The organism is Secundilactobacillus kimchicus JCM 15530, from assembly GCF_001433995.1.
In the GTDB taxonomy this organism is placed as follows: Bacteria; Bacillota; Bacilli; order Lactobacillales; family Lactobacillaceae; genus Secundilactobacillus; species Secundilactobacillus kimchicus.
The window spans coordinates 38,561-53,222 of sequence record NZ_AZCX01000007.1 but is presented as its reverse complement, the minus strand read 5'-3'; the positions used below and the strand labels follow the sequence as shown (position 1 = coordinate 53,222).

Sequence of the window (14,662 nt, the reverse complement as noted above, 5' to 3'; positions counted from 1 at the left end):
CCTCTTTACAATTTTTTGATGTCCCGGCGCTCTTTGGTCTTACTCATTAGACCTTCCCGTTCGGCTAACTCCGTTTTAACCTGAGCCACGCTAATCCCTCGATTGGCCATCAAGACGAGCACATGATAGGCAAGGTCAGCCACTTCATAGACAAATTCATCATCACTGTCGTTTTTAGCGGCCACGATCACTTCGGTTGACTCTTCGCCCACTTTTTTCAGAATTTTATCGAGTCCTTTGGTGAATAAGTAATTGGTATAGGATCCCTCTTTAGGGGTTTGTTTACGGTCTAAAATTAAGTCGTATAATGCGTCTAAATCTTGCATGTTTGCCATCTCCTTACGGTAGTTGAATAGTGCGATAAAAACAGCTGGTGTGGCCCGTATGGCACGCTGGACCAGCCGGATTGACGCGAACCAGCAACGTGTCCTCATCACAGTCAATCCACATTGCCTTGATGGCCTGGGTGTTGCCACTCGTTGCGCCCTTGTGCCAAAGCTCCTGACGACTTCGGGACCAAAACCACGTCTCACGACTCGTCAAGCTGCGTTGATATGCGACATCGTTCATATAAGCCATCATTAACACCTGACCAGTCCGATCATCCACAACAATCGTGGGCACTAGACCATCCGGGTATTTGTCAAAATCTGGTTTCATCTCACCGGCACCCCGCTTCGTCGTAATTCCTGTTTCACGGCTGGAATGGTGAGTTCGCCAAAGTGAAATACCGATGCGGCCAGGGCTGCGTCCACATTTGTTTGGCCAAATACGTCATCAAAATCACTGACCTGCCCACAGCCGCCAGAAGCAATAACCGGCACCCCAACAGCTGCGGTAATCGCCTGATATAACGGTAAATCAAAGCCACTTTTCGTACCGTCTTTATCCATACTAGTAACCAGTAGTTCGCCAGCGCCAGCCGCAACCCCCTGCCGAGCCCACTCGATGGCATTAAGCGGGGTTGCTTGCCGGCCACCGTTGACAAACACCAAGTATTGGTTGGTTGCAACATCCCATTTCACATCAATGGCCAACACGATACACTGGGCCCCAAATTTTTCTGCGCCCGCAGTGATTAATTTCGGATTAGCCACTGCCGCAGAGTTCACCGCAACTTTATCCGCACCGGCTTTGAGTAACCGCTGCATATCAGCAACCGAATTGATGCCACCGCCAACGGTTAACGGCATAAATACCTGACGCGCTACACCTGCAATCGTATCGGTCATTGCGCGCCGGCCTTCGTTGGTCGCAGTGATATCCAAAAACACCAACTCATCAGCCCCTTGGTCCTCATAGGCCTTAGCAATCTCCACGGGGTCGCCAACATCCGTTAAATTCACAAAGTTAACCCCTTTTTTCACCCGGCCGTTATCAACGTCCAAACAAGGAATAATGCGCTTAGCTAACATCTTCAGCCACCTCCGCCAATTGGGCTAAGGGTAAGTCGCCCGTCGCCATTGCCCGACCCACGATTGCTGCTTGCAACCCCGCCTGCGCCAAAGCTGCCAGATCTTGCTTGGTCGTGACCCCGCCCGAAGCCACGATATTTGTCATGGGAAAGGCCGTCTGCAAGGCAGCTAACTGGGCAACGTTGGGCCCACTGAGGGTGCCATCTTTTTCAATATCCGTTACGATAAAGTTCACGGCGCCAAAAGCCACCATGGCTGTCATCAAAGCCGTCATTGTCACGTCACTTTCTTCCAGCCAACCAGAGATTGCGACCCGGCCGTTTTTACCATCGATGCCGATCACAATCTGATCGTTACCAAACTGTTGAATAGCCGTTTGAACAAGGGTCGGATCGGTCAGTGCTGCCGATCCGAGAATGACCCGATCAACACCACTTGTTAGGTATTGGTTCACCTGAGCCAACGTTCGAATCCCACCACCGACTTCAACTTTCAGGTTCGTCTGGGCACAAATTTGTTCAATAATGGTGCGATTGACAGGCCGCCCCGTTTTGGCGCCATCCAGATCAACAAGGTGCAATCGGGTCAACCCAGCCTTCTGAATGGCAAGCGCCTGTTGTAACGGATCGGCATCAATCAGGGTTGTTTGGTCAAAATCCCCTTGGTATAGGCGAACACTTTTTTGGGATTTTAAATCAATTGCGGGAATAATTTCCATTTTCTACCAACTCCTTGAAGGCGGCCAAGCCACGCAGACCAACCGCACCACTTTTTTCTGGGTGAAACTGCATCCCAATCACATTATCATTTCTAACGATACTGGGGAGTGCCACCCCGTAATCACAAACAGCTAATACGTTCTCAGGGCGCGTATTCGCATAAAACGAGTGGACAAAATAACTGGATTCGCCAGCAAAGCGAGCGGCAATTGGATCATCTTGAATCACCCGATTTTGATCCCAACCCATGTGAGGAACTTTAACGCTCAAATCGTCCGGGATGGCTTCGACACGGCCATCAATCAATCCCAATCCAGATGTTTCACCGAATTCTAGGCTGCTTTCAAACAGGAGTTGCATCCCCAGACAAATGCCTAGAATTGGCTTCTTGTTAGCCGCAGCTTGCTGAATTGGGATGACTAGATTACGTTCTTCAAGTGCTAACATCGCCTTCTTAAAGGCCCCAACACCAGGTAAAATTAACCCATCCGCTGCTTCAATTACAGCTGAATCCGCCGACAACTGGTTCTCAATATTAAGGTAATCCAACGCTTTCTTGACGTTTTGGGTATTTCCCGTATCGTAGTCCACTATCACGAGCATTTAAATGACCCCCTTTGTCGATGGCACTCCTTTAATCTCATCATTTATTGTCACAGCGGCTCGAAGCGCCCGACCCAACGCCTTAAACAAGGTCTCCACTTTGTGATGGGTGTTGCGACCGTATAAGACCGCCGCATGACAGTTCAGCTCCGCATTGAACGCGAAAGCTTGGAAGAAATCTTCTGTCACCTCCGTATCGTAATCACCCAATCGTTGATTCAACAGTTCTGCATCAAAAACGAGGTAGGCTCGACCGGATAGATCAACAACCACCCGACTCAGTGTTTCATCAAGGGGGATCAACGCCGACCCAAACCGTTCGATACCCGCTTTGTCACCTAACGCTTGTTTAAGCGCTAGTCCTAAAGCAATCCCCACATCCTCTGTTGTGTGGTGGGGGTCAACGGTTAAGTCCCCGGTTGCCTTGACCACTAGTCCGAACCGACCGTGGCGGGCAAAAGCGTCCAGCATGTGGTCAAAAAATCCAATGCCGGTATCAATATCAATGGTGTCATAATTGTCCAAATTCAAACTGAGGGTAATTTGAGTTTCCTTCGTTATTCGTTTGATCTCAGCTATTCTCATTTCGATGACACCCCATTTTCAGAAAATCGACTTTCGACTGCCCGAGCGTGACCTTCAAGCCCTTCTACCCGAGCCAAAGTGGTAATAGCTTTGACTTCCTTAGCCAACGCGCTGCGTGTGTAATCCACGAACTGAATGCGTTTAACAAAATCTGAAACACCCAAGGGTGAAAAGAAGCGAGCAGTCCCACCAGTTGGCAGAATGTGGTTAGGCCCCGCTACGTAGTCGCCAACGGGTTCGGAGGCGTTATAGCCAAGGAAAACGGAACCAGCGTTTTGGATTTGATTCAAATACGACATCGCATCCGCCAGTTCAACCTCCAAGTGTTCTGGTGAAATCGCGTTCATCAGGGTAAAGGCATCGTCAATGTTGTCAACCACCGCAATGAACCCTTCGTTTTCGACGGAGGCACTCGCAATGTTGCGCCGGGGGAGTGTGACAAGTTGTTCATCAATTTCAGCTGAAACCTGCTTAGCAAAAGTTAAACTTGGGGTGACGAGCATTGGCCGCGCCAACTTATCGTGTTCCGCTTGGGACAACAGATCAGCAGCAACCTGTGCAGCCGTAGCACCCTCATCAGCAATAACGCCAATTTCAGATGGGCCGGCAATCATATCAATGTCAACTTGACCAAAGACTTGTTTTTTAGCGACAGCGACAAAGATATTACCGGGACCAGTAATTTTATCGACTCGGGGAATGGTTTGCGTCCCGTAAGCTAAAGCCGCAATGGCCTGAGCACCACCCACTTGATACACTTCATCAATTCCCGCGATTTTCGCAGCAACTAACACGGATTGAGCGACGCCATCGGCTTGGGGTGGTGTCACCATCACGATCTTGTTGACGCCCGCCAGCTTGGCTGGGATGACGTTCATCAAGATTGAAGACGGATAAGCGGCTGTTCCGCCGGGGACGTACAAGCCCACAGCGGCCAGTGGCATGATTTTTTCGCCGCGAACAACCCCCGGCTGTTCCGCGTCGACAAATCCGTTTTGGATTTCCTTCTTGTGGTAACTAATAATATTGCGCTTGGCCAGGTTCAGCGCATCAATCAATTCCTGATCGGCATTTTCATATGCCATCTCAATGGCCGCTTGTGGAATTTGAAAGTCGGTCAACGCGACTTTATCAAATTGCTGCGAGTAGTCGCGAAGCGCTGCATCGCCGTTTTGACGAACGTTGTCGATAATGGCCGCTACCGTTGACTCAACCTCAGGCTTATTTGCTTGCTTATCGGTTCTGGTGGCAACTTGTTGTAAAAGTTCATTTAATGGTTGCGTTAAAATTTGCATGGTGGTCACTCTCCTAAGGTTAATTTTGCTTGAGTTAAGGCTTCAATTAGTTGTTTAATCTGCGGTTTATACTGCTTAATCGCCAGCCGGTTGACCACTAACTTCGTGCTCACTGGTTGCAAGTCAGCATAGACCTGTAAGTCATTTTCCCGCAACGTGGTCCCTGTTTCCGTAATATCAACAATGGCATCGGCTAGGCCAATCAGTGGCGCCAGCTCGACCGATCCCTCGATTTTGATAATTTCGACATCCTCACCAATGCTTTGAAAATAGCGCTTGGTGATGGTCGGGTACTTCGTTGCAATAATCTTGCGGCGAACCTGATGTGGATTGTAGTCCCGAGTAGATGCTAAGACAAACCGGCACTTGCCAACCTCCAGGTCCAACATGTCGTACTGCGAGTTCTGCTGTTCCGCCAAGATATCGCTACCGACAATGCCAATATGAACGGAACCGTTATTTAAGTAAGTCAAAACGTCGGGACCCTTGACCAGAATAATCTCGAAGGTGTCATCTTCATCAAAGATCAAGCGCCGCCCCTTATGCTTGATTCCGCTAACGTCTACGCCACACTGTTCCAACAGGGGCACAACTTGTTCTTCGACCCGCCCTTTGGTTAAAGCAATCTTGATTGTCATGCGCCCACCTCCTGGTTCGCCGCCAAATTAACAAGAGTCATTTGCTGGCTTCGGGCAATGGCTTGGGCCTCAGCTAGACTATCTGCTAAACACAACGTCGCATTGGGATCTTTTTTCAACGCCGCTTCCGCCACTGACCATTGCTCTGGCTCAAAGTAGAGTAACGTTTGCACGACATCAACTGGCCCCGCTGCCCGATCGGCTAACGCATCGACGTCAAATGCAACGCCCACAGCAGGTTCCTGAACCTTTTGAAAGCTGGTCAATAACTTGTCATAGCGGCCGCCGCTAAACAGATAATCGGCATCGGATTGGGTATACCCTCGAAACGCCATTCCCGTATAGTAGCTTTGCGGTGTCGGCCGGCTTAGATCCAACACGACCGTTAAATCGCCAGTCTGAGCTTCGATAAACTGAACTGTCCTTTCAAGGTCGGTCAAAATCGGTTGGAGCTGTTCTTGGTCTGGCAGTGTCTTCACGGTCGCCATCACCAAATCAACCGCCCCAAATAACCAGGGCCACTCTGAGATAAATGGCTGGTACGCAGTGTTAGCCAACGACTGGGCTAACTGCTGGTAGCGCGTCAGATCTTTATCAAATAATGCCTGCTTCAACGCTTGTTTCGTTGGGTCAGCTAATGGTAGCTGGGCGAACACCGCATCGACAAACCGGGCATCGCTCAATTCGATGGTTAAGTCCTTGACCGCATTGATTTCACATCCTTGAACGGCAATTGCCAAGGACTCCCATTCACCTTTCAGACCGGCATAACCGACAATCTCGATTCCAGCCTGAGTGACTTGGTTATAACTCCCCGATAGCTGCTTATTAAGCCGGAAAACATCCCCGCCGTAGTACCATTTAGCCGGCACCTCGATGCCTGTCGTACTCATCATCCGAGCGACGGGTAAAGTTAAGTCTGGGCGTAAAACAAGGGCTTCTCCCTGTTCATCTAATAGTTGGTAAGGTCTGACATTTTCAAGATTTAATGGCGAGAAAACATCAGCATACTCTAGGATCGGCGTTGTTAACCGATTAAATCCCCGGTCTCTAAATAATTTGAACAGCCGTTCCTGGATGGTTTCTTTGATCTCTGCACGCGTTCCAAACTCATCACGGGTTCCATTTGGTAAATTTCGATTCTTCATCTCGCTATCCCCCTTCTGACAAAAAAAGTCCCCGTAAGCTACCAATAGCTTACGAGGACGAGTATTAATCGCGGTTCCACCTCAATTTGTCGCCACCTCACGATGGTCGACCTTACGTTGCCGATAACTAGTCACCAAAAAGTAACAGCTAGGGTAACCCTGATAACGCTAAACATGCGGAACGACTTACTGAGTGCTTCGGTCGAACAGTTCATAGACGTGGTTTCGCCCGTGAATCTGGTCCGGATCTCATCATCCCGAACTCTCTTGACAGATTCAACAGGGTACTTGTTCTAATCACAACTTTATTTTGTCATTTAGTTTTAATTGAATAAGTACAATTTACCACTATTTTCTAACATGTCAACAATTTTTTAATTATTTTTTAATTTATCCGAGTCTCAATATCATGAATCCCCTGGCCCACTTCAGCGACACTGTGGGCATCGCTCCCATAAACGAGTGGAATGCCCATGGCCTTAGCCTGTTGAACCGTCCACCAATCAGGATACGCTTCGTTGCAGCTTGGCTTATATAGGCCCGCTGCGTTATAGTCAATTTCAAACCCCTGCGCCTTAATTGTCGCTAGAACGGCCCCCATTAACCGCTTGTTGTCATCACTGAGCTCATTGGGTAATCCAAAGATATCTTGGAATTTTTTAAACAACGTCAAATGACCAATGCGCTTCAGACTTGGACTACGCCAATCTTCGCGAACCGCCGTCAGTAAGGTACTCAAATACTTGGCATACAGGTCCTGAGGATCAAAGTATCTGGCCATCAGCCCCTTTTGAAAGTCCTCCGGCGTATCGTCTACACACCAAAACTTATCATTGACCCCCTGTAAAAAATGCAACGATAAGATATTTTCATCAGTTTGGGGGCCATATTCGGCCATAAACGCCTTGGTCCACTCAACCTCAGTGGGAAGATAATCAATTTCAAACCCCACTTTAATGTGAATCTGACTGCGGTACTTTTGCTTTAAAGCCGCAATTTTAACCAAATACCGCCCAATATCGGTCTTGCTCATTGCCGCTTCCGTCAGCCCAGTTTCAACGCCCGCGTAATGGTCCTTGAAACTATCAGGCAACGGCGCGTGTTCGGTCACACAGTACTGGGTAAATCCCATTTTGATTGCCTTTTGAATCATTTGCTCGACATCATCGCCACTCCCGTGTGGGCAAAATTCAGTGTGCGAATGGCCATCTTTTCGACTCATTAATAATCCCCCTCAAACACAGGTCTGCCATCGCAAATTATGATAAAATGATGGCGGACATTTTTTCCTACTGTTTGTTATTCTAGCCCGACTCTAAGGGGGCGTCCAGTTAATGTTACCTCAAAATCACAATCGGCTGGCCAAGTCTATCAGTGCCAACCCAGGATTCATTAATATTCAACAAGTTGATCCCAGTATTATCGTGGACCTAAAGTATGCGACCAACGATAATTTCACGGGTCAGGCCATCTACGATTTCACCGTTGCCATTGCTCGCATTGGGACAGCCAAAAAGCTGGCCGTTGCAGCACAACAACTGCGCTCCCAGGGTTACCGGCTCAAAGTCTGGGATGCCTACCGACCCACGACCGCCCAGCAACGGCTTTTTTCCACCTGGCCAGACCCGACTTGGGTGGCCCCGCCCAACCCAAACTATAGCCACGAAAAGGGTGTAACCTTTGACCTGACCCTCACTGACATGGCTGGTCAGGAAATTCCCATGCAAAGCGGATTCGACGATTTCAGTAACCGGGCAAAACGGGACTTTCCCAGAACTGCTGCTCAAGAAGTCACTTACCGGGCCTTATTATCGGCTATGACTCAAGCCGATTTTCATGGCTACGAGAATGAATGGTGGGACTACCAAGATAACGATGCCAACAGCTACGAGCCCGCTCAAGTGAACCCCAACGACTACGACCATGAAAGGACAACATAATTATGGGACTTAATCAACCATTCTTAGATCCGGTTAGTGACACCCAACCGGGCCCGCGCAACCTCATCACCGACGTTGCTGGCGTCACCGTCGGCCAGGTGACCATCAATACGGGGCACCATCACACCGGCGTCACCGTCATTCGTCCGACTCGCGACAACGTCTTTCTTGCCAAATGCCCGGCTGCCGTTCATGTTATTAACGGCTTTGGTAAAAGCACCGGGACCATTCAGATTAACGAATTAGGAACGCTTGAGACCCCCATTGTCCTCACGAACACCTTCGCGGTGGGCACCGCTCAAAACGCCTTAATCGGCGAATTACTGGCCGCAAATCCTGCCATTGGAGACAGCACGGGCACTGTTAATCCGGTTGTCATGGAGTGTAACGATGGTGAAATTAATGATATTCGCGACCGAATTATCAGCGAACAAGACGTGTTGACCGCCCTCAACACCACTACCGAAACGGTTGAAGAAGGCGCCGTTGGCGCTGGTACCGGGATGTGTTGTTACGACCTAAAAGGCGGCGTCGGTTCCGCATCCCGCACCATTGACATTGACGGTCACCGCTTCACCATGGGCGCCTTTGTCCTCTCCAACTACGGCTTTCTTCGCGATCTTAATATCTATAACGTTCCCGTCGGCGCCCAATTAGCTGCCTTTCAAGCCGCTGAAAAGGCCAAGGAAAAAGGGAGTATCGTCACCGTTTTAGCAACCGATATTCCCTTCAATTCACGTCAGTTACGCCGGATTGCCAAACGGGCTAGTGTGGGCATCACCCGCACCGGTGCCTTTATTGGCAATGGCAGCGGCGAACTCGTCTTAGCTTTTTCAACGGCTAATCGCGTCCCCCATTTCAGTCACCACGAACTCAGTCAGCAACAAGCCATTTCAGACGATCGGTTTGACCGGTATTTTAGAATGACCGTGGCCGTTGTGGAAGAGGCCGTGCTGAGCGTCTTAACTCACGCAACCACAATGATTGACCGCAAAGGCCAGCCTCGATTAAGCTTACGCGATGCGATTGACCAATATCTCGCGGTGCACCCAACAGCTCAATTAACCGAACTCAAGCACCAGTTAGGGTTGATTCCATAATCCCGACCGCCCAATAGCGGGCATTGTACGCCGCTGCAAACCGGTAAACTGGTAGCCAATACGGCCCGTCAATCGGGTCTGACACGTGGATCAGCTGGTCAAACCAACCGTCAATCAAAACGGCGTGATTGTTCGTGACCGCTTTTCCAAATGAATAAACGGCCCACTCGGGGGTCTCAAATCCCACTGTCACATAAGCGATAACGGGGTTTTTTTGACTCACGACCTGTTTTAACTGACTGACCGTGCTACCACTTAAATCTCGAACAGTTGCATAACGGCTGGCCCACCGACTCAATGGCGTTGGAAAAATGGCTTCAAAGCGGCCATGAACGGACGTTGCCGGGTCGCCGCCAAAGCCGTGGTACGGGTTATAATCAGCCGAAATGGGCATCTGCTGCAAGAAGTCACCATAGCTAAGCGTGGCCGCTTGCGCTTCTAGGTGCAGACCTTCCAGCAGTGCTGCTGGTTCACACCCATTTGGCATTCCCCAAAAATTTTGATTGATATTTTCCGCGCCCAACTTAAGAATGGGGGCCGTGGTGTCTACGCCGAGATCAGCCATGACTACCACCGTGTTGGCCTTAGCCATCAATTCCCCCGTTTTTAACCGCCAGTAATGGTCGCCTAATCGATCAACTAGTTCGGCCTCAACGGCCACCATCGCAAATGGCGGCTGCGTTGTGACCAGTTGCAGTTGGTCATCCAAAACGGGTTCCGGCACGGATGCAATCACCTGAATAGTTTGCGAAACCGCGCGGATAATTTCAAACTGCATCGGCGTACCCGTCAGCCAGACATCTTCGCTAGCAACAAACTGATGGTCAACCGTTTCAAAGACATCACCGACCGTACTCGTTGCCGTGGCCACGACAGTCAACACCGCCTTTAGCGACCAATGACGAGCCGTCTGATGGTTAGGATCCGTGGTCCATGTCCCGCCTGGCACCACGACTCTGGCCTTTTGCGGCTGCGGTAACGGTCGGCGGGTCATCATTTGCGGAATCAACACCACGTCTTCAGCTGGTACTAGCCCCGTTGAGCCGTGATACCAGCGATTGCCTTGATCATCTTGCACTTCAGCTGACGCCTCGACTACAACGGATGGTGCAATCGCCTGCCGCAAACCACCGATTCCAGTGAGTAGTCGGCTACCCGCCGGAGCGACAACGATAGCTCGCTGATGCTCGTCAAAGACCCTAATCTGCTTCATTTGCCGCCACCATCTCAATCACTTTTTGGGCCATCTTTTTGGACTGATCATTAAAGAACGGTGGTAATTGGTCTAACGGGAAGTACTTGACCTGCTGAGTTTCCGAAGTTGCCGTTGTCAGTAGCTCACCGCCCACTTGGTGAACCAAGTACAAGGCCGTGATCAACTGGGTCTGGTCGCCGTTTGGATACGTGTAGAAATCATGATCAAACAGCGCAATTAAACGCTCACATTCGACCGCGACCCCGGCATCTTCAAGGTATTCGCGCTGACAAGTCTCCTGAAAACTTTCGCCAAACTCCATGTAACCGCCGGGAAAGCTCCAGTCACCTGTATCGGTTCGCTCCTGCAATAACAATCGATTCTGCGAGTCAAGTAACGCACCAGCTGCCGTCGTCAAAATGAGTGGTCGGTGCCCAACCAACCCCCGAAGTTCATGAATATAATCAGCCATGAAACGCCCTCCTTTAGTTAATCAATTACAACCATTATAACAGGTTGCTCAACCACCGGCCGGCCAGCCTACTTTGCATTTAGCTAAATTGCAATGCTATAATCCAAACCGGAACTATTTTGGAAGAGAGGGACCATATTGGAACAAACCGTTACCCGAAAGACCCAACTTTCGATTCTCGCCGCAGGGCTATTAGCCTTTATCGGCATCTTGGTAGAGACCTCCATGAACGTGACATTTCCGACGTTGATCGCCGAATTTCACGAAAAGTTAGCCACTGTTCAGTGGTTAACGACGGGCTACTTGTTGCTCGTCACCTTGGTTATGGGCACAACCGCCTATGCCATCAAGCGCTTTGACGCGCGAACGATTTTTCGCACCGCTATCTTTATGGTGCTCATCGGGACATTGCTATGCGCCGCCGCTCCCAATTTTTGGGTGTTATTAATCGGCCGACTTGCCCAAGCTTTTGCAACCGGCTTCGCCACCCCGTTAATGTTTCATTTGATTATGTCAAGTGTTCCTGAACACCGTCTCGGGGTTTACGTCGGCATCGCAAGCATGATTATTTCGTTTGCCCCCGCCCTAGGCCCCACATACGGTGGTGTCATGAACCAACTCTTAAGTTGGCGAGCCATTTTCTGGTGTGCACTGCCCCTCATCGTTTTAGTCGCGCTATTGGGCGAGCGCACTATCACCATCAAAGCCAGTCACAAAAATGGTGCCTTTGACTTCGGAGGATTGGGGCTAATGACTGTGATCTTCGCCAGCCTTGTTTGGGCGTTTAACCAAGCTGGCCTTCACGGCTTTACCAGCAGCCAGTTTGGGCTGTGGCTGGCCGTTGCCATCGTTGCCATTTTACTTCAAATTTACCATGCCCGGACAGGTCACCGACAATTGCTAGACTGGCGGATTCTTAAGCGGCCGATTATCCGACTCCAACTCATTAACTACTTTTTCTTTCAGTTTATCAATATCGGAATTTCCTTTGTTATTCCGATATTTGCCGAGAATGTTTTGGAGGCTAACTCCCTAACCGCCGGCATGATTTTATTCCCAGGCGCCCTGCTTGGTGCTTGTCTGGGACCAGTCGCCGGAACCGTTTACGATCACAAGGGCCTCCCGTTGCCACTCCTTTTTGCCAACGGGTTCGTCCTATTAAGCGTGAGTCTCTTTACTATCTTCACCGATCAACTTAACGCCGGAATACTCGCCATCTTCTTTGTTTTACTCCGGCTTGGCTTTAACTTTGGCTTCGGAAACTTGATGTCGGATGCCAGCACCCATGTGAGTCTGGAGAACAAGGCGGATCAAAATTCTCTCTTTAGCATGATGCAACAGTACGCCGGTTCCATCGGCACGGGCGTATTAGCGGCCGTCATTTCGTCGCAAGAACGACATCATGATAACATCGCAGCAGCCACATTAGCCGGTGGTCACATTGATTTTATGATCCTCATCGGATTAGCATTAATCGCTGCCATTGCGGGAGTGACGGCAATGGGAAAAATTAATAAGAGTGTGAGTCAAGGCGGTTAACTCCCGGAGTATAAGGGACTTAGACATAAAGGTTGCTCTTAACCTTTGTGGCTAAGTTCCTTATACAGTAGGGAGTTGCCTTGGGGAACACGTTTCGATAAGAGTGTGAGTCAAGGCGGTTAAGCCGCGGAGCACGACCTCCTGTCACCGCGCACCCCACGCCCTACCAGTTTCTTCATGACCATTTCACGACTGTGAGTGGTCATTTTTTGTGCCGTCTGATTCGCTTAAAATGTAACCGAAGCCGCGGACAGTTCGTAGCAACTGAGGATGCTTAGGATCATCCTCGATGAGCTGCCGTAACCGACTAATGTGTGCATCCACCGCCCGCATGGTTGACCCCCGGTCACTCCCCCAGACCCCTTCGGCCAGCTGTGAGCGTGATAATACAACGTTTTGGTGTTGAACGAAAAATAGCAATAGTCGGTACTCGCGTTTGCTGATTGGCAGTTGCACCCCCCTATGCCACACTCGAAACTGACGCGGATCAATTCGTAAATGGCCAACAGTCAATCGACTGGGCTGATCAATCAAGTTAAGTTGCGCATAAACCCATTCTTTTTGGCGGATTCGGGCGACCCATTCGTCAGTGGTCATCTTCTCAGTTAACACTTCGTCCAATTGATAAGTGGTAAATAGGTCTGCCATTGACGCTGTGGCGACTAATTCGTTGGGCAGGTAGCCGATTACCGGACCACCTGCAGACCGACGAAATTCGCGCAACTGATCTGCTAGTTGACCATAAGCAAAGTGGGCCGCCAAATCAATAATTAGCGTCAATTGGCGGCCGACCGACTTCAGTTGGGGATCAAATCGTGATTGAATGGTCATTTGTCGTGGATTTAAGGCCTGTTGAAGCTGACTCATTAACGCTAAATTAGTGGTCACTAACACAATTTCTCGTGACATTGCCATGACTCCTTTCACCCGTTGTTTCTATAGTTATCGCATAGCCGTCACCGATTAAAAAGGGCTTTTACATAAACGTTACAAGATACATACAGTCCTTTTACCTTTGCCCCTTATACTGACGGTGTACTCAGGAATCAACCTGAGAATCATTTAAAAAAAGGGGAAACGTCATGAAAAGTAAAAAAGCGTTGCTTTCATCAGCTATTGCCCTAGGTGCTTTGGGCCTCATTTTAACGGGGTGCGGTAGTCAAGCCGCTAAGAAGTCTAGCGATTCGCCAACTAAAATCACCGCTGTTGGCTCTACTGCTCTTCAGCCTTTAGTTGAACAAGCCGCGACAAATTTCGAAAAACAAAACAGCGGGATCTCATTAACGGTCCAAGGTGGCGGGTCCGGTACCGGCCTTAGTCAGGTTCAACAGGGCGCTGTCCAAATTGGAAACTCTGATATTTTCGCCGAACAACAGTCGGGGATTAAAGCCGACCAACTTGTGGATCATCAAGTAGCAGTCGTTGGTATGGCCCCCGTCGTCAACAAATCTGCAGGTGTGACAAACGTCAGTATGAACCAGCTACGTCAAATCTTTACCGGTAAAATCACGAACTGGAAACAAGTTGGTGGCGCCAACGAGAAGATCTCGGTTGTCAATCGGGCGCAAGGCAGTGGCACCCGAGCCACCTTTGAATCTGCCGTCTTAAAGGGCAAAAAAGCGGTCACTTCACAGGAACAAGACGCCAACGGCACCGTCCAAAAGATTGTGAGTTCAACACCGGGTGCTGTGAGTTACCTAGCCTTCTCCTACATCAAAGGGACCGTGAAACCACTGGCCATTGACCATATCAAACCAACAGATAGTAATGTCATCACCAACAAATGGCCCATCTGGTCGTATGAACACATGTACACCAAAGGCAAACCGAATGCTCAAACCGCTAAATTCTTAAAGTATATGGATTCAGCAAAAGTTCAAAATAGCTTAGTCCAAAAGCTGGGATACATCAGTATCCACGCCATGAAAGTTTCCAAAAATGCGAAAAACGTCGTGACGAAAAACTAGCAGATTAAAACGGTTGGACTCGGCGACAGCTGATATCCAGACCGTT

Annotated in this window: 17 protein-coding genes and 1 other annotated feature; of the genes, 4 read left to right on the top strand and 13 right to left on the bottom strand. The window is 49.5% G+C overall.

From position 1 onward, the window contains the following. Positions 1-5: 5 nt before the first annotated feature. The 10 genes from hisE to hisJ all read right to left on the bottom strand — a co-directional run bounded on the left by hisE (position 6) and on the right by hisJ (position 7,625). The gene (gene hisE, locus FC96_RS09250; protein WP_056942786.1) at positions 6-326 is read right to left on the bottom strand and encodes a phosphoribosyl-ATP diphosphatase; all 321 of its coding nucleotides are present in this window, start codon (positions 324-326) and stop codon (positions 6-8) included. A 13-nt stretch (positions 327-339) separates the two neighbouring features. Beyond that, complete coding sequence (gene hisI / locus FC96_RS09245; RefSeq protein WP_054659010.1) at positions 340-660, bottom strand: phosphoribosyl-AMP cyclohydrolase; 321 nt, start codon at positions 658-660, stop codon at positions 340-342. Next, the gene (gene hisF, locus FC96_RS09240; RefSeq protein WP_056942785.1) at positions 657-1,415 is read right to left on the bottom strand and encodes an imidazole glycerol phosphate synthase subunit HisF; all 759 of its coding nucleotides are present in this window, start codon (positions 1,413-1,415) and stop codon (positions 657-659) included. Before hisF ends, hisI begins: the two co-directional genes overlap by 4 nt. Next, positions 1,405-2,133 carry a 1-(5-phosphoribosyl)-5-[(5-phosphoribosylamino)methylideneamino]imidazole-4-carboxamide isomerase gene (gene hisA, locus FC96_RS09235; RefSeq protein ID WP_056942784.1) on the bottom strand — a complete coding sequence of 243 codons (729 nt, stop codon included), beginning with the start codon at positions 2,131-2,133 and terminating at the stop codon, positions 1,405-1,407. The genes hisF and hisA overlap by 11 nt, the downstream gene beginning before the upstream one ends. Further along, entirely contained in the window at positions 2,111-2,737 is a 627-nt protein-coding gene (gene hisH, locus FC96_RS09230) for an imidazole glycerol phosphate synthase subunit HisH (protein WP_056942783.1), read from the bottom strand. Before hisH ends, hisA begins: the two co-directional genes overlap by 23 nt. Next, positions 2,738-3,322: an imidazoleglycerol-phosphate dehydratase HisB gene (gene hisB / locus FC96_RS09225; RefSeq protein WP_056942782.1), complete on the bottom strand. Its 585-nt coding sequence runs from the start codon at positions 3,320-3,322 to the stop codon at positions 2,738-2,740. It abuts the gene before it with no gap. Then, positions 3,319-4,617 (bottom strand): histidinol dehydrogenase, encoded by a 1,299-nt coding sequence (hisD, locus tag FC96_RS09220; RefSeq protein WP_056942781.1) that lies wholly within the window; start codon positions 4,615-4,617, stop codon positions 3,319-3,321. The genes hisB and hisD overlap by 4 nt, the downstream gene beginning before the upstream one ends. 5 nt (positions 4,618-4,622) lie before the next feature. Next, on the bottom strand, positions 4,623-5,255 hold the full coding sequence (hisG, locus tag FC96_RS09215; protein WP_054660074.1) for an ATP phosphoribosyltransferase: 633 nt from the start codon (positions 5,253-5,255) through the stop codon (positions 4,623-4,625). Beyond that, positions 5,252-6,403: an ATP phosphoribosyltransferase regulatory subunit gene (locus tag FC96_RS09210; protein WP_056942780.1), complete on the bottom strand. Its 1,152-nt coding sequence runs from the start codon at positions 6,401-6,403 to the stop codon at positions 5,252-5,254. The genes hisG and FC96_RS09210 overlap by 4 nt, the downstream gene beginning before the upstream one ends. Positions 6,404-6,453: 50 nt before the next feature. Then, positions 6,454-6,713, bottom strand: a binding site (T-box leader). A 75-nt stretch (positions 6,714-6,788) separates the two neighbouring features. Beyond that, positions 6,789-7,625: a histidinol-phosphatase HisJ gene (gene hisJ, locus FC96_RS09205; RefSeq protein ID WP_056942779.1), complete on the bottom strand. Its 837-nt coding sequence runs from the start codon at positions 7,623-7,625 to the stop codon at positions 6,789-6,791. A gap of 112 nt (positions 7,626-7,737) precedes the next feature. Here hisJ and FC96_RS09200 point away from each other — a divergent pair, with 112 nt between their 5' ends. Together FC96_RS09200 and FC96_RS09195 are read left to right on the top strand one after the other, a co-directional pair. Next, entirely contained in the window at positions 7,738-8,343 is a 606-nt protein-coding gene (locus tag FC96_RS09200) for a M15 family metallopeptidase (protein WP_156403206.1), read from the top strand. A 2-nt stretch (positions 8,344-8,345) separates the two neighbouring features. After that, the gene (locus tag FC96_RS09195; protein WP_056942778.1) at positions 8,346-9,443 is read left to right on the top strand and encodes a DmpA family aminopeptidase; all 1,098 of its coding nucleotides are present in this window, start codon (positions 8,346-8,348) and stop codon (positions 9,441-9,443) included. On the opposite strand, the gene FC96_RS13180 is transcribed toward FC96_RS09195, so the two are convergent. Both FC96_RS13180 and FC96_RS09185 read right to left on the bottom strand, forming a co-directional pair. Further along, positions 9,415-10,656: a C39 family peptidase gene (locus tag FC96_RS13180; RefSeq protein ID WP_235804749.1), complete on the bottom strand. Its 1,242-nt coding sequence runs from the start codon at positions 10,654-10,656 to the stop codon at positions 9,415-9,417. The two genes, FC96_RS09195 and FC96_RS13180, sit on opposite strands and share 29 nt — an antisense overlap. Further along, positions 10,643-11,110: an NUDIX hydrolase gene (locus FC96_RS09185; protein ID WP_054660070.1), complete on the bottom strand. Its 468-nt coding sequence runs from the start codon at positions 11,108-11,110 to the stop codon at positions 10,643-10,645. The genes FC96_RS13180 and FC96_RS09185 overlap by 14 nt, the downstream gene beginning before the upstream one ends. Before the next feature lie 138 nt (positions 11,111-11,248). Here FC96_RS09185 and FC96_RS09180 point away from each other — a divergent pair, with 138 nt between their 5' ends. Further along, complete coding sequence (locus FC96_RS09180; RefSeq protein ID WP_056942777.1) at positions 11,249-12,649, top strand: MFS transporter; 1,401 nt, start codon at positions 11,249-11,251, stop codon at positions 12,647-12,649. Positions 12,650-12,835: 186 nt separating this feature from the next. Here the strand turns inward: FC96_RS09180 and FC96_RS09175 are convergent, their stop codons facing one another. After that, a complete protein-coding gene (locus FC96_RS09175) occupies positions 12,836-13,558 on the bottom strand; it encodes a winged helix-turn-helix transcriptional regulator (RefSeq protein ID WP_056942776.1) in 723 nt (240 codons plus the stop codon). A 173-nt stretch (positions 13,559-13,731) separates the two neighbouring features. Here FC96_RS09175 and FC96_RS09170 point away from each other — a divergent pair, with 173 nt between their 5' ends. Next, complete coding sequence (locus tag FC96_RS09170) at positions 13,732-14,616, top strand: phosphate ABC transporter substrate-binding protein PstS family protein (RefSeq protein ID WP_056942775.1); 885 nt, start codon at positions 13,732-13,734, stop codon at positions 14,614-14,616. The last annotated feature ends 46 nt before the right edge of the window (positions 14,617-14,662 follow it).